This window comes from Maribellus sp. CM-23, assembly GCF_021354595.1.
Taxonomy (GTDB): Bacteria; Bacteroidota; Bacteroidia; order Bacteroidales; family Prolixibacteraceae; genus Draconibacterium.
Window position 1 is genome coordinate 16,223 of sequence record NZ_JADWYJ010000007.1, and the last position, 22,698, is coordinate 38,920.

The 22,698-nt window shown below is 37.2% G+C and carries 16 protein-coding genes; 4 read left to right on the top strand and 12 right to left on the bottom strand.

Translation table 11 applies throughout. The features are described from left to right. Genes INQ51_RS20155 through asnB form a run of 3 tightly spaced genes read left to right on the top strand, consistent with a single transcriptional unit; the run spans position 1 to position 4,213 of the window. Positions 1-1,275, top strand: a complete 1,275-nt coding sequence (locus INQ51_RS20155) for a glycosyltransferase family 4 protein (RefSeq protein WP_233379793.1) — start codon at positions 1-3, stop codon at positions 1,273-1,275. Then, positions 1,272-2,279 carry a D-glucuronyl C5-epimerase family protein gene (locus tag INQ51_RS20160; protein ID WP_233379794.1) on the top strand — a complete coding sequence of 336 codons (1,008 nt, stop codon included), beginning with the start codon at positions 1,272-1,274 and terminating at the stop codon, positions 2,277-2,279. Before INQ51_RS20155 ends, INQ51_RS20160 begins: the two co-directional genes overlap by 4 nt. Before the next feature lie 14 nt (positions 2,280-2,293). After that, complete coding sequence (gene asnB / locus INQ51_RS20165) at positions 2,294-4,213, top strand: asparagine synthase (glutamine-hydrolyzing) (RefSeq protein ID WP_233379795.1); 1,920 nt, start codon at positions 2,294-2,296, stop codon at positions 4,211-4,213. On the opposite strand, the gene INQ51_RS20170 is transcribed toward asnB, so the two are convergent. Beyond that, positions 4,210-6,744: a YfhO family protein gene (locus INQ51_RS20170; RefSeq protein WP_233379796.1), complete on the bottom strand. Its 2,535-nt coding sequence runs from the start codon at positions 6,742-6,744 to the stop codon at positions 4,210-4,212. The genes asnB and INQ51_RS20170 overlap by 4 nt on opposite strands. Before the next feature lie 90 nt (positions 6,745-6,834). Here INQ51_RS20170 and INQ51_RS20175 point away from each other — a divergent pair, with 90 nt between their 5' ends. After that, positions 6,835-8,964 (top strand): bi-domain-containing oxidoreductase, encoded by a 2,130-nt coding sequence (locus tag INQ51_RS20175; protein ID WP_233379797.1) that lies wholly within the window; start codon positions 6,835-6,837, stop codon positions 8,962-8,964. Here the strand turns inward: INQ51_RS20175 and INQ51_RS20180 are convergent. From INQ51_RS20180 to INQ51_RS20230, 11 genes are all read right to left on the bottom strand, one after another. Further along, positions 8,945-10,156 (bottom strand): glycosyltransferase family 4 protein, encoded by a 1,212-nt coding sequence (locus tag INQ51_RS20180; RefSeq protein ID WP_233379798.1) that lies wholly within the window; start codon positions 10,154-10,156, stop codon positions 8,945-8,947. The genes INQ51_RS20175 and INQ51_RS20180 overlap by 20 nt on opposite strands. Then, the gene (locus tag INQ51_RS20185) at positions 10,157-12,244 is read right to left on the bottom strand and encodes a heparinase II/III family protein (protein ID WP_233379799.1); all 2,088 of its coding nucleotides are present in this window, start codon (positions 12,242-12,244) and stop codon (positions 10,157-10,159) included. A 98-nt stretch (positions 12,245-12,342) separates the two neighbouring features. Further along, positions 12,343-14,391 carry a heparinase II/III family protein gene (locus INQ51_RS20190; protein ID WP_233379800.1) on the bottom strand — a complete coding sequence of 683 codons (2,049 nt, stop codon included), beginning with the start codon at positions 14,389-14,391 and terminating at the stop codon, positions 12,343-12,345. Positions 14,392-14,574: 183 nt separating this feature from the next. After that, entirely contained in the window at positions 14,575-15,342 is a 768-nt protein-coding gene (locus INQ51_RS20195) for a class I SAM-dependent methyltransferase (protein WP_233379801.1), read from the bottom strand. A gap of 61 nt (positions 15,343-15,403) precedes the next feature. Further along, on the bottom strand, positions 15,404-16,426 hold the full coding sequence (locus INQ51_RS20200; protein WP_233379802.1) for an FkbM family methyltransferase: 1,023 nt from the start codon (positions 16,424-16,426) through the stop codon (positions 15,404-15,406). A gap of 6 nt (positions 16,427-16,432) precedes the next feature. Continuing rightward, on the bottom strand, positions 16,433-17,341 hold the full coding sequence (locus INQ51_RS20205) for a glycosyltransferase (protein WP_233379803.1): 909 nt from the start codon (positions 17,339-17,341) through the stop codon (positions 16,433-16,435). Between the two features lie 32 nt (positions 17,342-17,373). After that, a complete protein-coding gene (locus INQ51_RS20210; RefSeq protein ID WP_233379804.1) occupies positions 17,374-18,720 on the bottom strand; it encodes a phenylacetate--CoA ligase family protein in 1,347 nt (448 codons plus the stop codon). 58 nt (positions 18,721-18,778) lie between these two features. Beyond that, a complete protein-coding gene (locus INQ51_RS20215; protein ID WP_233379805.1) occupies positions 18,779-20,269 on the bottom strand; it encodes a lipopolysaccharide biosynthesis protein in 1,491 nt (496 codons plus the stop codon). 601 nt (positions 20,270-20,870) lie between these two features. Beyond that, positions 20,871-21,176, bottom strand: coding sequence for a hypothetical protein (locus tag INQ51_RS20220; protein WP_233379806.1), 306 nt, complete (start codon positions 21,174-21,176; stop codon positions 20,871-20,873). 41 nt (positions 21,177-21,217) lie between these two features. Beyond that, complete coding sequence (locus INQ51_RS20225) at positions 21,218-21,511, bottom strand: hypothetical protein (protein WP_233379807.1); 294 nt, start codon at positions 21,509-21,511, stop codon at positions 21,218-21,220. A gap of 273 nt (positions 21,512-21,784) precedes the next feature. Then, entirely contained in the window at positions 21,785-22,672 is an 888-nt protein-coding gene (locus INQ51_RS20230) for a Gfo/Idh/MocA family oxidoreductase (protein WP_233379808.1), read from the bottom strand. Positions 22,673-22,698: the final 26 nt, after the last annotated feature.

A 22,698-nucleotide genomic window follows, 5' to 3' on the forward strand; every position in this document is an offset into this window, starting at 1 on the left:
GTGAAAAAAGTTCTGATTGTCACCTACTATTGGCCTCCCTCCGGAGGTCCGGGAGTGCAAAGGGTACTCAGGTTTGCTAAGTACTTACCACAATTCGGTTGGCAACCTATAGTTTTGACAGTTAAGAATGGGGATTATCCGGCAGTCGACAATAGTTTAGAAAACGAGATTCCCAAAGAAGTAAAGGTTTATAAAACCCAGACAATTGAACCTTTTACAATTTATAAATGGCTTACCGGGAAAAAGAAAAATGCAAAAATAGACACCTATATTCTAACGAATAAGAAGAAAAGCTTTTTCGAAAGACTTGCGCATTTTATAAGGATGAATATTTTTATTCCTGATGCAAGGATTGGGTGGATGAGCTTCGCCGTAAAAGCAGGGATGAAAATAATAAAAGAAGAGAATATTGATGTTATATATTCCTGTTCTCCTCCTCATTCGCTTCAACTTATTGCCAATAAGCTGGCTAAAAAATCGAAATTAAGATGGGTCGCTGATTTTCGTGATCCATGGATGGAATTTGTCACCTACCAGACGATGGATCCCAATTCATATCCATTCAGACGGAATATTAACCTACAGCGTAAGGTTTTTAATAATACGAATAGGATTATTACAACCTGCGATGGATTTACCCGGTTAATCAACGAGAAGTATCAGATACCCAAAGAAAAAATACAAACCATTACCAACGGTTTTGATGCAGAATTTATTGATAAAGTAGCTCCTTCGGAAAATAAAAAATTAACATTGATCCATACAGGTACTTTACCCAAAGAGAGAATCCCATATTCTCTTTTAAAAGTCCTGCAGTCGGAAAGTTACAAAAACATCGAATTAAAATTTATCGGTAATATCTCTGATGAAATAAAGAAGGAGATCTCAAAGTTTAACTTACAAAATATTGTTGTTTATAAACCGTACATACCATACCAGGAGGTTATCGCCGAGATAAAATCCAGTACAGCATGTATTCTTCCAATTGACAATGTTCCTAACAACGATTTATTTATTGCAGGAAAGCTTTTTGATTATCTTGGATGCGGAATCCCGGTGCTTGCCCTTGGCAAAAAAGGATGTAGTGTAGATAATATTTTAACAGAAACTGGTTCCGGAGTATTGTTTGACTATGATGATGTTGAAGGAATTAAGGATTTTATCGAGCAACGATTGAAAGAAAAGATTCTGTCCGGGCAAAATAAGAATGTAAAGAATTACGAGAGAAAAGAATTAAGCAGAAGATTAGCAGAAATTTTTGACGGATTATCATGAAAATCAAAAAGATCATATTCTTTTTAAAACGACTTCGTACTGATCTAAAAGAGAACAAAGAGATAGAGCTCAATTTCGATTACCCAAATGATTTAAACTATTATTACATAAAGTTTAAAGAAGAACTGGTAAACAGCAGAGGAGGGAATAAGGCATTTCAGTTTGACGATCATGGAGTTCCCCAGGTTCATTCTTATATTGACGTACAAGATCGGGCCGGCTATTACTACTACCCGATCACCATAGGACAATATGCCCTGGCTGTTTTCCATTCGTATTTGAACACGCACGACGAGCAAAAAAAAGCACATTTCCTGAGAATTGCAGAATGGTTTTATGAAAACAAAACCGAGGATGATAAACTCGGTGTATATTGGTTAACAGAAACTCCAAAACCAGAATACGGTATTACAAAACCATGGAAATCGGCATTCAGTCAAAGCAGAGGACTTTCTGTTTTATTAAGAGCCTGGCAACTAACCGGAAACATAAAATATTTGGAAGTTTGCAAAAAAGCCCTGGTCCCGTTCACTTATAGCGTTTCTGAAGGAGGAGTAGCAGTTGACCTGAATGCTGCTCCTTTTTACGAGGAATATATTGCCGAAAAACCTACGCGTGTACTAGATGGCCATATGTTCTCTCTTTTCGGAGTGTATGACGCGGTTAGGGCAATAACTCCGGATGTGGATGCAGAGGGGCATAATTTAGCTCGCCAAATATTTAATGCCGGAATAGAAGGACTTGTTAAACGTTTACCCGAATATGATTTGGGATTTTGGATGAAATTTAATCTTTGTGACCTGGAGTTTTATCCCTCCAACGACCCCTGTACTGTCGGATATTTAAGGTTGGTTACAGCTCAATTGCAGATACTAAAAAGCATATCAGGGAATAAAGTAATCGGGGAATACGTTTCAAAGTTAAGAAACTACGACCGCTCTTTCAATGTTGTAAGAATGTATAAGCTAAAATTTACAGCACTCAGAAAAATGAACAGGCTGTAAGAAAGGAATTTCTTATGTGTGGTATTGCAGGAATAATCGAAAAAGGAAAAAACAACCGGGAATTAATGTCCCAAATGCTTGATGCAATTGCTCACCGTGGCCCTGATGATAAATCGCTGTTTGCACACGGCGATTGTATATTGGGACACCGTAGGCTTTCTATTATTGACCTAAGTACCGGAAACCAGCCTATTTTTAATGAAGACAAGACCATTGCTGTTGTTTACAATGGTGAGATATATAATTTTAAAGAAATTCGGAAAGAACTGGAGGGTAGAGGTCACCACTTCTCTACCAATTCCGACACTGAAATATTAGTCCATCTCTATGAAGAGCATGGGCCCAACTTTGTCGATAAACTAAACGGCATTTTTGCGTTTGCTATTTATGATTTGAACGAAAAGGTACTCATGTTGGGACGCGACCATTTCGGGGTAAAACCTTTGCATTATTATCATAAAGACGCTGTATTCCTGTTTGGATCGGAACAAAAATCCATTATTCTACATCCCAAATATAATACTGCAGTTAATTACAAAGCTCTGCACTACCATCTAAACTTGCGCTATACACAAAGCAACGAAACACTTTTTGCGGGTATTAAACGCTTACCTCCTGCTCACTATGCAGTATTTAAGAATAATAGTCTGGAGGTAAGACCGTATTGGAAGCTTACTCCTGAAACAAATCATACTATTTCGGAAAACGAAGCCATCGAAGGCGTTAATTTTCACATCAAACAAGCAGTAGAACGTCAATTGATCAGTGATGTCCCTATCGGAGTTTATCTATCGGGAGGACTTGATTCTTCTACGATTGTCCAAAAGATGCACGAAATAGGTGTTCCGCAAATCAACACCTATACGCTTGGGTTTAACGAACCTACTGACGAATTTCCTGATGCAGAACGAATAGCCAAAGCATTCAATACTAACCATCACACACACAGTTTGTCCATGAATCCTCTCGGAGATTTGGATAAAGTAATATGGCACGCAGAGGAACCTAAAATAAATTTATTGCAAGGCTATAAAATGTCGGAATTTGTCAGAAGCCAAAACATAAAAGTGGTTCTTGGCGGATTGGGTGGTGACGAACTTTTTGCCGGATACGACATTCATAAGTTTATCTATCCATTTAATACATGGCATCAAAATATGCCGCGATGGATGCAGAAATTGGCCCGGATTAAGTCTGATATTTTATTCAAGCTCCAAAATTCAAGTCGAACTTTGCGTTTTGATGAATACCGCCGAGGTGTTCAGATGCTTTTATCCATTGGTCAAATAGAACGTTTTTATCTGATTATTCGCAATGTTTGGGACTTCGACGAAGGCTTTTATAGAGAAATTTATGCCCCTGAATTTTGTGATCTGATATTGAAAGAGCGTTGGCAAGTGGTTCATGAATTTAAACCTTTCTTCGATGCGCTCGAGAAAGGGACAAATGCGGTTGATGCAGTTCTGTTTACTGAATTTCAAACCAAGATGGTCAATGACTATCTGTTGACCAATGATCGCATGTCGATGGCAAATTCGGTAGAAGAACGGGTACCCTTCCTGGATAAAGATTTGGTAGAGTTCGGTTTTTCGTTGCCAGTACAAATGAAGATTAATCATGGTACAACAAAGGCTATTTTTAGAAAAGCAATGGAGGATAAACTACCACCAAAAATCATAACCAAGAAAAAATGGGGGTTTACAGTGAATTCTTATTTGCAGTTCAAAAAAGACCTTAAAACCGAGATAGAGAAAGAGCTTACACCTGAGTTTATTCGCCAACAAAGCATTTTTAACTACAGTTATATTCGACGTATTTTAGATTATCCTGCCCATCCTAAATTACGTTGGCATTACAACTATCTTTGGGTAGTATTAGGCTATGCTAAATGGGAAAAGATGTTTTTAAAGAGCAATTCCTTCCATAAAGACTAAACCGTTTTTTTCTCTTTATTTCGTTTCCAATATTTATAACCTTCAAATACACCCCCACCAATAAGTAGTAATGTGAGAAGATAGGAAGTCACTAATGATATCTTCGTTCCGGCGTAATACGAAGTAGGCTCAAATTTAAATTCAACTGTATGAGTACCTGCCGGAATAATCATTGCCCGTAACACATAGTTCACTCTGAAATGATCAGCTTTTTCCCCATCAATATATGCCTGCCAACCATTGGGAGCATAAAATATTTCAGAGAAAACAGCCATTTGTTCGCTCTCTGTATGACTTTTATAGGCCAAATGATTTGGATGATACTTTTCCAAAGAAATAGTTGCAGCAGAATCTTCAGCGAATACCTTAGAGTCAACAAAATGTACAAACCTTTTATCAACCACTACCTCTTTCTTCGTATTGATTGTCTGAAGCTTTGTAATTTCATCCAATGCCCCATCTGAAGTGATATATAGATGAGCAAACCATGCATTGCCATAAGCATTAGGATTTTTTACCGGTTGGGCATTTTCGTCAAGAATGAAATATTTAGTATTCAACATATTTATAACGTTATTACTAAATAAGTTCTCCTGCATTTCTGCATTTGATTTACTTGCTGCAACTTTTCTCATAAATGGGGAAAGACAATACTCAATCAAATCCTGGTAACGGCTTAATTTGGCAGCAGAATATCCCCCAATCGACTTATGGTACGCGGAAGTTAGAGCATCATTAAAAGTATCTCCAAATTTCAAGACTCTATAATTCGGATCTTTATCTTTTAATATGTCGATGTCTGCCTGAGATTCTTGTATCAACTTATCTGTTGATTTTTGGGTCACAAAAGTGTCATAATTAAGTGACTTGAGATCAAATGGCACCATATCTATAAAAATAATACCCAACAAACCCATAAGTGCATAACCCACTTTCAACTTATCTATTACTACCAGTAACAATAAACCAAACGTTACCCCTCCAAAAATTAATCCTCGGATAGCATCGCTACGTATTGCTTCTGCACGGGTATCCTGCAGTGCGGTCATCAAAAATTCGGGCCATCCTTTAAATATCATTGCATCTCTGGGCGAAGCTGTATTCCCCAGAACTGTTGGGAATACGACTACAATCAAAAACAAACCACCAACAATAATTGATGCGTTCCTAAGTGCGGTTGTTAGTTCTTTCTTTGAAAGCTCCTTCGTAAAGAGTTTTGATAATCCAATGAACCCAAGTAACATCATTGCCAATGACTGCACGAACACTATGTTCTTAACATCCCTGAACTTGTCATACAACGGAATGTATTCAATAAAGAAACTTTGAATACTATAGAATAATCCAGAATATTCTCCATAACTGTTTTTCCCAATGGTAAGTATCCATGTCACACAAACGACCGATGCCAGCCAATATTTTACATGGCCTTTCACGAAAAATAAGCCCAGAATAAATAATACAAAAACAACAACACCATAATAAAACGGTGCCGCAGAGGCGGTTTGGTGCCCCCAGTAAAAATATTGCCCATCTTTATTAAACGATTTCGCAACAGCCTCATTCCCGCTACTTTTCAATGCTTTATACAACGCAGACTGTTCTGAAAGTGGTTTATAAAGTCCTTTAGCCTGAGGCAAGAATCCAGAAAAAGACTCTCCTAAATCGTAAGAGTAGGCAAGAATGTATTCGTTACTAAGTCCTTCTTTTGATGTTTCGGAAGCAGATGCCTGTGTATTCTGAGAAGTTATTTCTCTCCCCCCCCTCATGGTATGCGTCCCGTATTCATATTCAGTCCATAATTTTCCGGTATTGGTGCTAACTGCAACGACAGCTCCTATGAGCAATAATCCTGTTCCTTTGGCAAACTCTTTCAGTTGCTTTTGTTTGAACATAGCTACCCCTTCCGCGATATAGTATCCCAAAGCGAGAAATAGTAAATAATATGTCATTTGAATATGACCTGCTACAATTTGCCATACCACAGAAAATGTAAACAATAAAGTTCCCCAAAAGTACCTTCGATGTTTCAAAACCAGTATCATACCAATTAAAACATAGGCATACAGACTGACGACCATGGCTTTTGCATTATGCCCATGAGCCATTAATATATAATGAAAAGAAGCCAGATTATAAGCAAATGCCCCGACAATACTCAACCATGGATTGATCCCAAGCATTACTAACAATAAAAAGACTCCTACAAGTCCAACAAAAATATAGGCATACCGGGTGTTGAATATATTTCTGCTAATTCGCGTAATATTAATTGTCTTGTTTTTCCAGTCCGGAGCAGCTACCATATAGGTAGGCATACCTGAGAATAACGAATTAGTCCATATAATTGGATTGTATTTCTTCCCACTTTCTTCATGATATTTTGAAACTTCACGACTAGATCCAATAGAACTCACCCCATCAGAACTATAGATAATTTTTCCGGAAATGGAAGGAGCAAAATATATAACCGTAAAAATTGCAAACGAAAATATGGCAACAAGATATGGCAAGTACTTTTTCAATTTCATATTAATGAAAGTTTATGTGGTACACAAAAGTAGCACATTTTAGTGTTGGTTAAAATTTTTTTAAATTCGCCGCAACAACCAATTATCAATATGCAACAAGCAATCGTAAAAAAGGGGAAAGTTATCAATGAAACCATTCCCGCTCCTTTGACTAGAAATGGTGGTATTTTAATTAAAGTCGTTAATAGTTGTATCTCTGCAGGAACAGAGATGTCAAATATTGATGTTACCAAAAAATCGTTGATACAATTGGCCTTAGATCAACCTGAGCTTGTAAAGCAAGGCTTGGGAATGATCCAGCAGTATGGTATAAAAAAAACCATGCAACGTATTAAAGGGCAAAAAGAAGGAGGAAAACCGATTGGGTATTCTGCAAGTGGTGTTGTAATTGGGTTAGGCGAAGGAGTATCAAGTTTTAAAATTGGAGACAAGGTCGCTGCCGCAGGGGCAGGAATAGCGAATCATGCCGAATTTATTGATGTTCCTCAGAATCTTGTCATGAAAATGCCCGATGGGTTAGATTTTAAAGAAGCATCGACCGTTACACTGGGAGGAATTGCAATGCAAGGGGTAAGACGTGCCGATTTGCGCTTTGGAGAAACAGCAGTTGTAGTTGGAGCCGGGATTCTGGGCTTACTATCGGTGCAAATGCTGAAAGTGTCGGGGGTGAGGGTTATTGCTGTTGATATTGATAACAAGCGATTATCGATTGCGAAAGAATTAGGAGCAGAGCTTACCATTAACCCGGCACAAGAAGATCAGGTAAAATTGATAACAAACCACACGGATGGTTACGGTGCTGATGCAGTTCTCTTTACCGCAGCCACTGCTAGTTCCGGGCCATTATCAGATGCTTTTAAGTCCTGTAAAAGAAAGGGAAGAGTAGTATTGGTAGGCGTATCCGGGATGGAAATAAAAAGAGGAGACATGTATGCTAAAGAACTTGATTTCCTGATTTCTACATCTTATGGACCTGGTAGGTATGATAATAATTACGAAGAAAAAGGATTGGATTACCCTTTTAGTTATGTAAGGTGGACTGAAAACCGAAATATGACTGAATATTTAAGGTTACTCGGTTCTGGCGAAATAACACTGGATAGAATTATCGAGAAAACTTTTTCAATCGAAAATGTAGAAGAAGCCTACAATACGTACCACGACAAAGAGAACAAGCCGCTAATGGTTATTCTTGAATATGGAGAACCATCAGAGGAATTAGCAGCCCTCTTACATCATCCCAGGCAAGTTATTGTTAACAATAAGAAGGTTGATCACGATAAAATAAATGTGGCATTAATAGGTGCCGGTTCTTTTGCTACTGGAATGCATTTACCTAATCTTAACGATTTGTCGGATAAATATAACCTCTACGCGGTGGTAAACAGAACCGGACATAAAGCAAAAGCACTTGGAACTCAGTTTGGGGCGAATGTTGTGACGAGCAATATTGAAGACATAATAAACGATGAGAATGTTGATTTAGCATTAATTTGTACTCGTCATGACAGCCACGCAGAACTTGCATTAAAGTTTTTGGAAGCAGGGAAGCACGTTTTTGTGGAGAAACCCTTATCAACCACTCAGCAAGGTTTAGATAAGATCAAGGAGTTTTACGCCAACGAAACCAAAGATAAACCAGTCTTAATGCCAGGGTTTAACCGTAGGTTTAGTAAATACGCGAACGAAATAAAAAAACATACCGATAAGCGAATAAACCCACTGTTTATTCAATACAGGATGAATGCAGGGTACATTCCATTGGATCATTGGGTACATGAAGATGGAGGAAGGATTGTTGGAGAAGCTTGTCATATTATTGATTTGATGACCTATTTTACGGGCTCTGAAATTGAAAGTATCAGTTACGAAAAACTCAATCCTAAGACAGGTTATTTTAGCAGCTCCGACAATGTTGCCATAGTCCTTAAATACAAAGACGGTTCGGTTTGCAATATTCACTACTTTGCAAATGGAAGTAAACAATTGCCCAAAGAACAAATGGAGGTGCATTTCGATGAAAAATCCATTTTAATGACCGACTATAAAAAACTGGAAGGATTTGGAATCAAAGTAGAAAATATCACAAGCACGGCTAGTCAAAAAGGACAGAAAGAGGAATTAATAGCTTTGCATAAAAGCCTAAAGGACGGTGGAGCTTGGCCCATTGAATTTTGGGATATGGTACAGACAACAGAAATCAGTTTTGCAGTTGTATAAGAGCGTCTAAAATCTTTTGGGTATGTTTTTCCCAGGTGTAATTTTCAATTACTTTTTTTCGGGCGTTTCTTCCCAGAGTATCTCTTAATAACGAATCTTCAAGTAGCTGTGTTATTCCTTCTGCAAGCGAAGGAACATCTCCTGGCTTAGTAAGAATCGCATCTTTTTGATGTTCCAGAATTTCGCCCTGTTGTTCTATATCCGATGAAACTATGGCTTTACCCATCGCCATATATTCAAATAGTTTTGTAGGAGAACCAAAGAACCGGGAACCATCAGGATTGGGTTTTGTTGGTGCGCACAAAATATCGCAACAGGAAAGATATTTTGGCCCTTCATTCTGAGCGACAAGTCCGGTAACAATAACATTATCGCTCATGTTTTCTTCTTCGATTCTGTTTTTAACCTGAAACATCTGTTTGCCGTCTCCAATTAACATGAGTTTGGTCGTATTTCTGTAATCATGATTTTTCTTTAAAAGAAGAATATAGGCTTCCAATAAGTTTTCCACCCCATGCCACACACCAAAAGTACCAATGAAACCAATGATAGTCTTATTTTCGAGACTATGTTTTTTAATAAGCTCATCGCCCGTAATATTTGGATTATACTTTTCAGGATCAACACCGTTGGGATTAACCAGAATTTTATGTTTTTGAACTCCATTATCACATAATTGATCTTTCAACACTTGAGAAACCACCACAAATAAATCAGCTTTTTTTAAGTTATAATTTTCAATCCGTCTAACAATAGGTAAGATAAAAAGCCAAATCAATATTCGCTTTAGCATTGGTTTATTCTTTGACCAATTTTGCCATTTCCAACTAGCAAAAGAATTAAACTCCAGAATCAACTTCACATCACATTGTTCAGACAGTTTGGCTGCGGAAAACGAAAACTCAGAAAAGCGATGATACAGATAGTCATAAGTTGAGATTTTATTTCTTAGCTTGCGTATAACGCGAAAATTATAAAGTAGCTCTCCAATTATCTCGGGAAACTGTTTTAGAATGCCCGCCTTTACTAAAGATATTTCCCTTTTTACACCACTAAGAAGACTATTAGAGACCACGCTCAAATCGGCTTGCAGTTCAAAACCATTAATAACACCAGAAGTGTGCCCCACAGAACCGCCCACATTTTTGAAATAAAATTGTGTGCGCAGATATAATATTTTAAGTTTCTTCATTTATCGTAGTAATTTTCCATACCCGTTAGAATACTCTTTAACTTTTCCGGTATTATCCAGAAACGCTCTATTGCAAGAACTTTCAATGACAACTCTATTCTCTTCGATAGTAAATCTTCGTTGTTTTATAATGTCCTTCATTTTGACTTGTAAGCAAATGCTATTCACGTCTAATCCCACTATGTCTATCTTGGGGTATCTGTTTTTTCTTGACAAATTATGAATTAATCCTTGCTTCCTGTTTTCCACAATTATTGAATGATGGGCTTTTGAGCTTTTAAAGGCCTTATATATGTCAGGCAAAGGAGTATACAAATACGAACCAGGATCTACAACTATATCTTTCCCATCAATAGTAAGCTCAAACGAAAGCTTGTCATCGTGAAAATGTGCAAACGGTTGATTAGAAGAATTTGTTACTCCCAATATTGAAAGATAAATTCTGGGCGATCTGAAAATGTAAACCCCAAAATCAGGATATGCAATAAATTGCAGCTTGTCGGTTAATCTATCACGGTTATTAAAACTTGCCGTAAATACCCATTCGTTTTTGTAATCTAAATTTTCTGTACTAGCCGAAAGAGAGCTCACAATACTATTCGTGCGAGGGATGCGAAATTTTTCTCCATTGCTTAAACTTTGTACAAGACTCTTCTCCAACCATAAATCATTTGAACGATCAAAGTCGGAATCATCAAACAAGCCTGACATCGCTGCCAGTAATGAAGAATGATTTAATGCGTTTTCATCCCAAAAGTCCTCATCTACTTCAGCATAATTGCTTATCAGTTCATTGTAGCCATTTAAGTTGGCATATTTTTTCTCGACTTCCTTATTTGGAACAAACTTCCCAACAGGACTAAGTTTCAAGAACCTGCCACTATCGTTATCTCCTATTTGCGGTACTTCATTCGTCGGTTTTGTAATATCAAAAACAAAACGTCCGGCCTGGTATAAGCGTTTAACAAACCAGTCAGGAAGTATTTTCCCGGATTCTGAATTCCATTCCTGGAATTTCCTGGCTTTTAATACCGGATTTTTCGTCCAACGCTTATGGTCGTAATTTGCCAGGGCCTTCTTTCTGTTTTCAGGTAAGCTTACGATAAGTGCTGTGGCATACAGCATCATCTCAGTGCTTATTCGGTGATAAGCCGTTGAACTCTCAAAGTTAGTCCCATCATCGAAAAATTGCTGTTTCATGCGGGCAATGACTTCCTGTAAAGAAAAAGCCAGCCAGGTATCAGTCTCTTCCGAGCCAGGCAAGTAGGCAGATATATAGAGCAAACCGACCACATTCGAAAGAAAGTGATTAGAGGGAATAAAGGCGTACTCAATATTGTTTACAATGTGTTTTCCGTGTTCATATATTGATTGAACAAAGAGCGCCCGAAAGGCATCATCTAAAATATTTTCGTCGTCTACTTGTTTTAAAATATCATAGGCGATTAAAAGGTTGGAGGCTCTAACGGCAACATCCATAGTACAATTCCAGCACACTCCCATTTGTGGTGGATTGGTGGCCGAAAAATCAAGAAACTGATTTCTAAACTCCCGTATAATTTTGCTCCGGACTTCTTTATTTTTGAAGATAGAAAAAGCCGCAAGTTGTGCTAAATGTTGCATCCGGGACAGTTCCCAAGGCACTTTTACATCCACCCCCTTTTTATTGACAATCTTCCTGCAGTCTTTGTACCAGATGTTATTGCCATACCTGGCCCCCGACTTAAAATCTTTCTGCCAGTCAATCGGTTCATAGCCTTCATCCGTCAAGGCCCAAATTCTTTTTGATTCTTCAAGGTGCGCCGGTGCTAAAATTTTAGACAGCCAATTCCCTGCCTTATCAAAGTCTTCGATTTTTATATTTTCATTGTACTTGATGCCCTCCACTCCCAACGGTTGTGAACAGTATGTTTGCTTTACCCATCCACTTCCCAATAAGTCGTAACGATGACGGAGGTACATTTTAATATGATAATCAACAACCGATTCTTCAATACTGTGCTGAATATCTTTCACACTCAAAAAAGTGTTCAAAGACTGGTATTTGGTATAACAGCGTGTTTCTCCCTTTAGTGCTTCGCGTCTCAACGAAGGGCTTTTAATCTTAAATACAATGATCCTGAACACTTTCCCCCAGAAGGTTAGATTCAGCTTATTATGAAGTAATATTTTTAGAATTTCAGACACTATCGTAAATCTAGCTTTTTGATTTTGCCATATCCATTTGACATAAACTCAAACTGAGGATAGGTAAAATGCTTGTTACATCTATCTTTAATAATAATTGCTTCATTCGAAATAGAAATATCTCTCAGATGTTTCACATCACCATATTCAATATAGAGGACAACCTTCGAAACATCGCAATGTATGATCTTAATTCGATAATCTGCGCTTGCAAGAAAGGTAGATTCTCTTTTGAGGCTTTCAACTCCCGTATTTATAGCATGGTGAGCTGATGCTTTTGCAAAAAGCATTCTTTTTTCGGGTAATGCAGTATAAATATAAGTTCCTGGATCACTATAAATATCGGTATCATTTATAGATAATTCCACCGATAATTTGTCGCTGTGAGCATGCCCCCAGTTGCAATAATAATTTTGATGATGACCATAAAAAACCGAAAAGAACAATTCCGGAGATTTAATAATTATCAGTCCAAAATCGGGATAACTATAAAGCTTTACCCCTTCCAAAATCGGATTATCCGTATAATTTCCGACATCGGTTATTAGTTGATCCTCAAACGGTAATTCTGGAATACCAAAATTGGCGTCGGTCTTTAATTTATAATACTCCGGATTATATTTTAACATGCAATTACGAGAGAGCTTTTTGACAAAACCAGCCTCTACACTATGAACGATTGAATCATATAATCCGGAAAATGCATTCAATAAACCGGAGTGATTAAGTGCATTTTCGTCCCAAAACAGATCATTTTCAGACATCAAATTACTGTAGCCTTCCAGATTTAGGTAAATATCCCCGGCTTCTTTATTGCTCATAAAATTACCCACAGGAAATAACTTGAAGAATTGCCCACTATCATTGTCTCCTATCTGTACTACATCTCCCGAAGGTTTGGAAATGTTTTTAGTGAAATGTCTGGTGTTGGAGAGTTTTTGCAAATACCAGTCGGGGAAAGATAATTTGCTGTCCTCTATCTTGTAATATTGTGTTTTATCCCGGTATAAAAACGGAACATTTCCGTTATATTTTTTAAAGTGTTTTAAAACCGCTACCTTTTCATCTGGCAGTCCAAGTAACAAAGCGGTAGCATAAACGATCATTTCGCTACTTAAGCGGTGATAGCTGGTACTCGCTTCAAAGTTTGCTCCATCCTCATAAAATTGCTTTTGGTACTGTTTTATAATTTCGTTTGTACAAAACACCACCCACGTATTAGTTTCTTTTGAGTTTTCTAAATAAGCAGCAATAAACAACAACCCCGTTATATCTGCCAGGTAGTGGTTTGATGTCATATCTACCTGCCACTCCAGGTTATGAAATATATGCCGGCCATGTTCGTACATAAAATTGGTAAACGCCGTTCTAAATTCTTTATCCAATACATTCCCGTCATCTTTCTGACAAAACATATCATAAGAAATCAAGAGATTGGCTGCCCTTATGGCTACATCCATTGTACACTTCCAATTCACTCCCATACGAGGCGGATTGGTGGCAATAAAGTCTAAAACCTGGTTTCGAAATTCTTTAACAAGGGCATTTCTATTTTTGCCGGTTGAATGTAGTGCCAAATATGGAAAGTGTTGCATCCGCGACAACTCCCATGGCACCTTTATGTCTACACCTGGTTTTTCTCCAACAATCCCTTTTCTTACGTCATTATACCAATCTTTACTACTCCAACGAAATCCACTTTTAAAATCTTTTTGCCAATCAATGGGTATATAGTCGTTATCATCGATTAGCTTCCATATTTTTTGAGCATTTTTGAAGTGCGATCTCCGAACGATCGTCTTTAACCACCGGCCTTCTTTGTCAAACTCTTTTACCGTCGCATTCATTTTATAACGATGTCCTTCAACTCCGGGAGAACGGGAATCATAGCCGTTGCTTATCCATCCGCTTCCAAGCAAATTGAAACGATGCGCCAGGCACATATCTTCAAAATAATGAAGAAGAGTCTTATCAAGCTCTTTGAATTCGCCAGTGTTTATTATTGAATTAAGCTTTAAATCGGAATTTGATTTGGTATCGAAATACAAGTCTCGAAATCTGAATACAGGGGAAACGTTTCTTTTAATTTTTGAATACAGAAGAATCAAAAGTTCAGGAAAGGAACTGCCTTTTATTTTTTTAATATAGAATGAAATGGATTTCACCTTTAATATCCAGTTTTGATGTAACAATTCTAAACACTAAGGAGAAGAATCATTATCGGGAAACATTTAACTTCGAATTATACTTTTTATTCGAAAGCAACGTAAAAATCTATCTATTCTCAAAAGAAGAACATTTTTTATCTTGTTTTTTACTTTAGTTGAATTAGTTTCTTCATTCTGAAATGAAATTTTTCCGGTCTTTTCATGATAGGGTTTTTCTCTTTTTCTTTTTTCAATAACTATTATGCTATCGTAATAGTGAATTGAATCAACTGATTTAGTGAAATTGTTTATTGGTAAAGACCTTTGTTCAGAATGATAGGCATTTAAATAGTCTATAAAGTTTTTACTATACTCGATAAAGGTTCCACTGCGTTTATGCCCACCCCCATATCGGGCCCAGTAAGATGTATGTAAATCTTCACATAAATAGACTCCGTTTTCTTTTACAACATCGAATAATTCCTCATAAGTAACAATTTGTTGGCGCATAGTGTGTCCACCATCATCAATCAAAATATCAACAGGTGGAATTTGCTTCTTTAATTCTTTTAAAAAGTTTCTGTCCGATTGAGATCCTATAAATATTTGAATATTTTCTTCCTCCAATTCTTTACATCTCGGATTAATATCCACACCAAATATTTTGGCTTCGTCACCGAAATAATTTCTCCACATCTGTAGACTTCCTCCCTGTGCCACACCAATTTCAAGAATCACGATTTCTTTGTTTCTAAACCTAGAAAAGTGTCTGTCGTAGATATCAAAATAATGCATCCATTTAAAGATACGTCTCTTGTCATTTCTCTTAAAGTAATTTTCTAGATCATTCATATTTAAAAGAGTATTTGAGCCAATAAAATCTTTTAGCTAAAGTTATTTGATTTCTTAAAAATCATGTTTCTCGTAAAGCTTCGATAGGGTAAGCAAGCAAAGTTGTTTCGGCGTGACAATGATTATTGTATATTTTGCTGTTTAATTTCCTGACAAGAAAAACATAATTGTCTAAATGTTTTTCAAGGAAAGGTTTCGCTTCAAAAAATTCGATAGGATTGTGATAAATTGCTAACGACAAAACAGGTCTGAATTTTTTTATCGAAGCTATCCCCAATGTTAAACAGTCCATTAATGCACCTTCAATATCGGCTTTTATAAAGCGTGGCTTTATTTGATACTGCTCAATTATCTCATCCAAAGATTTAGATTCAACATGAACAGTCTCCTTGTCTTTGAAAACTTTCTTTTTTAAGGAAAGACCTCCTGAAGAGAAATTGGGAATATGAAGGTTTTTGTCTGAAGAAATAGCATAATTTAAAATCTCGTATTTTGCCTTTGGGATATTATTCTCTGATAAATTCAAAATGTACTTTTCAATTGAACTTAATGACATTTCGATAGAGTATATCTTTCTGTAATGAAATGCATTAAGAGCAATTGCAGAGTCTCCTACATAAGCTCCTAAATCAATAAAATCTTCATTCTCTATATAACTTCTAACGCCTTGTGGCAAAAGAGTTAGACCATGATAATAATAAAAGATTGACTCCTCGATATATTTATGCTCAAGCACCAATCCTCTAGTTTTCATGCGACCAATAGACACTTCTTTCTTCTCCTCTTCAAGAAGGCCTCCAATAACATTCTTCTTACTTGGACTTACTTTTACATTATATCTTTTATCAGGATAGTTTAATACTCTTTCCGAAATGATATCTACCGTCTTCTGAGAATAGTCATCTAAATTAACCTTTAGGTCTACCATGACCTGTTCCAAATTTTTCTCAGATACATATTTCTTAAAGCTATAACCAAGGTCATCAACAACATAAATCGAACGATTAAAGTAATTGTTGAGTCTTTCTAAAGGAAAATAAACAAATGGGAATAGTTTTTTACAAAACTGACCGATTGGAGTCATAATATTCTATTTAATATATAATTTAAGAAACCGTGTTATTAAAGAAAACAAATGACGTTTCCAAATTACGTAATTTGCAAATTTAGTGATATTAGTAAGCGAAGATGATTTTGAGTCTTGAGATAAACCAAAACCAGAAAGATCTTTTTTACTTAAAACGGGAAAGCCAGTATAGAAGTCGTTATAAACATTTTTACCATGACAAACAACTAACCATAAAGGTTTGTCAAAAATGAATGAAGCCTTTTTTCTTTTTAATAGATTGTTCCAATTGATTTTTGTCTCCCGATATCGACCATGAGGCTTATGAAAGACACCTTTGATCTTACCATTATTAATCTTTTCGACAATTGAAATAAATGGCCCATTTGGCCAATACGAGTGAGCTAACTCATGATTATCATAGTTATATTTATAACCAGAGGCCATTGAAATAATATTTTCTTGATGATTAAACATGCTATTAATTGTACGAATTGCTTGTTTCTCTAAACAATCATCATTGTCCAAGCGCGTAGTTATTATCCATTCTTTGTGCTCAGAAAGGTGATAAATATCTTCAATATACTGCTCGTGAAATCCTTTTACCCCTTTTGCATAAAGAATATGAATATTATTAGCTCGCTTTATTTTTTCAATGCTTTCAGTAAAAACAGATGGTGTTTCAACATCAAAATATATCAACCATTTAAATTCCGTTGACTCCTGTTGTAAAACTGATGGTAGCGTAAACTCGTTAAATATCCCGAATCGTTCTTCTGTCCATTCAATCCAATCCTTTTCATTAAATCTTATATTCGGCTTTGATAATTTATTATTTGAATTAAGAAAGACAAATTCGTTAGGAAACTTACTTAACTCCTCTATGCTGTCTAATTTTAAATTGAACCTGGTAATTAAAAAGTGTTCGAACATTATCCTTTTATTTTTTACTTGCTAACATTAGCTTAATACAATTCGCCAACATCCAATTTTTGATCTAAAAATCTCACTTTCCCATTTGTTGAAGGTTCTATGGATTCAACGACTTTAATCTCCACACTTAATCCTCCTGTTGCCGCTTTTTTGATTTTTGTTAGCAACTCTTCGGAATCCTTCTCATTGTAGTCTTTTGTTGGAACAACAAGAACACTTATTTTTCCTTTTTCCGTTTGCTTAATTTGCATTTGTTTTATCCTGCCAAAACAAATAAAATGCTGAGCAAAAATAAGTGCCGTTAACGTTATCTTATTCCCTTTCACGTCAATCACAAAGTCTTGATCCCTGCCTTCAATTCTATTTAACAGTTGATAGTTTCTACCGCATTCGGTGCATTTACTTGCCCCTAGCTCTGCATAATCCATTGTTTTGTAACGGACAAAGGGGGTTGCAAAGTTCCAAAAACTTGTCCCAATTATTTCTCCGACTTCACCTTCTTTTACGTAATTTCCGTTTTTATCTACCACTTCGGTTATTCCATATTGAGGATAAACATGAAACTTATCGGAATGCTTACAATTGGCAGCGAGTACAGCCTTCTCACTATGCCCGTACCAATGGGCTATTGGAGCATTGAAAACCCGTTGAATCAGCTCTTTTTGAAAATCAAACAGAGGCTCTGACCCTAACATTAATGCTTCAAAATGATGTTGAATAATAAGATGATTATCCTCCATTAGTTTTGCAACCTGGTATAAAGATGATGGATAAGCTTTTAAATAACGGTATTTATACTTATCTATCAATGCAGTATATTCTTTTACAGTGCTCTCATTTATGTTGTACGAGGATAAGTTGATACCTTTAGGATTGCTTTCATATATGTTTTTTAAAGCCCTTCCTCTAAGGGTGAATGACTTTTCATCAATATTAAAGTCAGGATGTACTCTTTTATAGATATCATATATAAAGGCATTTTCAATAGGGGTGTTTTCAAGTTTTTCATAAAACCCCATTGGAATACCCGTTGAACCCCCTGTCGACACATATTGAACATTCCATTTTTTAGGAACAGAAAACTTTTTATAGTTATCTCTGATTAACTCTTTTGTAACAAAGGGGATCTTTTGAATATCATCAATTGATTTCAATTTATCAGGAGAGAAATTGGCCGTTTCCCACAATTCACGATACCCATTAATTTTCCATGCAAAATTTACTATCTGCTGTAAATGTTGAAACTGCATTTGTTCAATCTCAGACTTATCCGCATACTCAAACTTTTGAATAAAGGCAGTCGTTCTTTTTATGGTTTTGTAACCGTGCCTGAAACGATAGGGTAATTGATAATATTTTTCTTTTATAGATTTTAGCATATCTTACATAAACAACTTTTTATCTTCTCTCAAGAATATTAAGGTCATTTCCCCATTACTAATTTTTTAGTAAGCGGTTAAAGTTATCTTTTATCAATTTATTCACCAATACATTTACGTCTTCCGACACATTCAGAAAATAAATCAAAATAGAAAATAAAACAGTAAATACGGAACTTCTCAATAAAATATCCGGAATAAATTTTAGTTCAGGAATAAATGATGAAATGCCCCAGGCAACAAAAAAAACAATAGGGACATATAAGAACTTCAGGGTAAAGGGCTGAAAACCATACTTAATCTTCAGAAAGACATAACGCATTAAGTTATTCAGAAAGAAAGCCAATGCAATGGCAGCAGCAGCACCACTGATTCCCCAGATTGGAATAAAAAGAAACATGGCTGCAACTACTATCACGACTAGGATCACAAGAAACCACAGGCCCATTCGGTAATATTTTGAAAGGCTGATGATATGGCTATTGGCTCCGGTTGCCATATCAATCATGTAACCAAGGCCAATAAAAAAGATCACCCATTTTCCACCGGCATAATCGGGTCCTAAAATGGTCAGAATATTATTGATATTGATCCAGATCCCTCCAAACAAAAAAGCGGCTATAATAAACTGGTTCAAGCAGCTTTTCCTGTAAATATCGGCTATCGTCTTCATATCGTTTCGCTTAAAAGCATCGGCAATCAGCGTCCCCGATATTTTAAGCAGTGTACGTGAAGGGATCACCACCAACGTACCAAAAAAGAAAGCAATGGTATAAACACCTGTAGCGCTCAAACCCATCGCCTGGTTAATAATTATTTTATCGATCTGGAAAACAATGCTTCCGCCAATACCCGATAAAATTGCGAATACAGCTACGCTAAGCATTTCTTTTTTTAGCTTTCTGTCGACAAAACCCGGCTGTGGGCTCAAACTAATCTCTTTCCGGAACAACAGATAAAAAAACAAAAATGCTCCTTTAAAGCAGACTGCCCCGGCATAGGCAAATATCAAAGCATTGGGCGAAATCCATCCGAAAATATATACCAGCAGTATGGCAAGTATAAGGACGCGTTGAAGAAATTCTTTTAGAAACGATGCCAGTACTGCATCGTACAACATCTTAATAAATATATCGAGGAAATTAAAAAGCAGCCCAAAAAAGATCAGGGGGATGAGCACATTGACATAATCGACAAACAAAGCCGATTTTTCGAGGTTGCTTTCCACCAGCCAACCTCTCAGAAAGAAAAAAGTAATAACACTCAGTGCAAACCCTGTCAGCATCACCATAAAGGCAATAAACAGAAATCCGTTATGTCCTTTTGCCTTATCCCGGAAGTAAGGGAACAACCGGGCGGTTACCCCTTGAAAACCCAGCATTGAAAACTGTGCAAATAAATCGGACCAGGCCATCAACAAGGCAAACAAACCCACAATTTCAGGAGTCAGATAGTTGGGATAAATGTAGGCGGTGGTTATAAAACCAATTACAACACCCAGATACGACCAGACGGCTCCCTTAATCGATTGTTTGATGATAATGCCCATAACAAGTTTATAAACTCAACCCTTCCGCTAAAAGTATGTAAAACAAAATCGCCTTTGGCAGATTTCAGCCTTTTGGTTGATTCGCCAAAAATAACCTTTATTCCAACAATCTCATCAGAGTGAGCATTCAAGAGTTGGCTCTTTGTTCCCGCAAACTGTTTGAAAACCGAAATCCTCCCCCCTGCCTTCCCAAAACCGTTGCCGGGTTCAATCCGCCAACTTCGGCTTGCTTCCAACTCGCACTAATGACCACTTTACTATCTGCGGAGTTAAAAAATGAATGCTTGCTGATCGTTCTGCAATCTTCAGATTACAAAAATCTAATCTTCGTTATCGTTTTGCTATCTGCGTATTATAATCAAGCGATCACGGAGTGAAAAAATGAACCTTCGGAGTGAAAACAACAACTTTTGATGATCAAACAACAGATCACGGACTTAAAACAACGATCTTTGATGATCAAACAAGCACCCGCTGACATAAAACAACATTTCCCTGAGATCAAAAAAAACCCTTCGCCCGAAGACGAAGGGTTTACTAATCCTTAAAACCTATGGTTACCGCTTAAGCGGCAACATCCTCATGGAAAACCACCAAATCATTAATCCACAATCGTACGGGCACGCTTGTATTCATCGTAAAATTCGGGATTGGTGATTTCAAAGCGGATCATCAGTTTATCCATTTTGTCTTTCACCAAAGCATTGATTTGGGCAAACAGGTCGTCAAGCAAAGTCATGGCAGCAAAAGCCTGGTTACGGATCGTGCGTGGCTGCCCTATCATCGCTTTAAAATCATCCAGCGTGGTTTCGGTTTCCACAATCATTTCTTCGGTAAGCATAAAATCGGCCAGCTCCGGCAAATTAGCCCTGGCTTCGTCAATAACCGGCTGTACCAGTTTTTCCACATCGGTTTCCCGTGCATTCCTGATATCCGACCGCGTAAGTTTTACTTTTCCATCAGCTTTGCATTGTCCGAATAGCTGGCATAAGCATACAGGATACCCGCCAATACAACTCCCTTATCCGACAATGCCTCCAGCTTTTTCAGCTTGTCTTCGGTAATGCTTGTACTGTCTGCATTGGTTTTTTCGTTTACCTCCCTGATTCGCAGAATCAGCTCATCGTGTTCGTTTTTAGCAGTCACCAATATGGGTATGGCGTTCCACAACAACGAATTTGAATCAAGCGCTGTCTGCACATTTAAATGCATTCGCAACTGATTGGTTTGAATTTTATTCATAATCACTATTTTTATGAAGTTAATACGATGCCCTCAGGGGCATTATTTATCTCTGCCGGCAGGCTCCGCATAAGCTTGCCGGTTTTTTAAAAATTCCAATTATTCTTGTATTGCTATGTGATGGGCAGATCATTCTTGCTTTCTCGATGTGTTTGAGAAACAAGTTAAGAAGTAATTCAAAATAAATCAATTAACCAGGCACATGTTTCATAACAGACCTGCTAAAACGGAACAGAAAACGATTCAAAACATGCGATCGAATCATGGATAAAATCAGATAACCATTTCTTCTACCAACTGAATACTCTCCCTCGCACATTCCACTCCAAAGCCATTACCGGCCAATATCTGGCGATACGTTTCGGTGTGTAAATCGGTAAATCCGTCACTGAATTCAATCTCGGTATCGTTCACTGTAATGGAGCGCCAGGTACGCTGACCGTTGATAATTGCTGCATCCGGAAGATCTGCTGCGTCGATGCTCAGGAACCAGTTTACGCTTGCTTTTTCAAGAGTGAGTTCGCCGGAAGCTTTTGTCGGTTCATAAAATTTTACCTCATTCTTTTTTACACTCCCAAATATCCAGCTAAGCATATCAAAAAAATGAATCCCAATGTTGGCAGCAACACCTCCCGATTTCACAGGGTCGCCTTTCCAGCTTTTGACATACCACTTACCGCGCGATGTGATGTAGGTTAAATTCACTGAATAACTCCCGGATGTGTTGCTATCAACCTCCTTTTTTAGTTGCAAGATGGCTGGATGATAACGTAGCTGCAAAACGGTGTAAACCTTCTTCCCGGTTTCTTCTTCCAGTATTTTTATTTTATCCAGATCGGCAGCCTGAATCACAAGCGGCTTTTCACAAATAACATTACAACCAGATTTTAATGCCAGTTCAATGTGCTTAAAATGCAGAAAATTGGGGGAACAAATACTTAGAAAATCGACCGGATTCCCTTCCTTTTTACATTTACCGATAAACGCAGCCAGCTCATTTTCCGAGCTAAAAAACTCGGCTTCGGGAAAATAACTGTCCATACGCCCCATTACATCGAAGGGATCCATGGCGGCAACTACTTCGTTTCCGGTCTCTTTTATCGCCCTGATGTGACGTTCTGCCACAAAGCCTGCCGCTCCTATTATTGCAAATCGTTTCATTTTATTCTTTCTTCTCTGCATAGCTC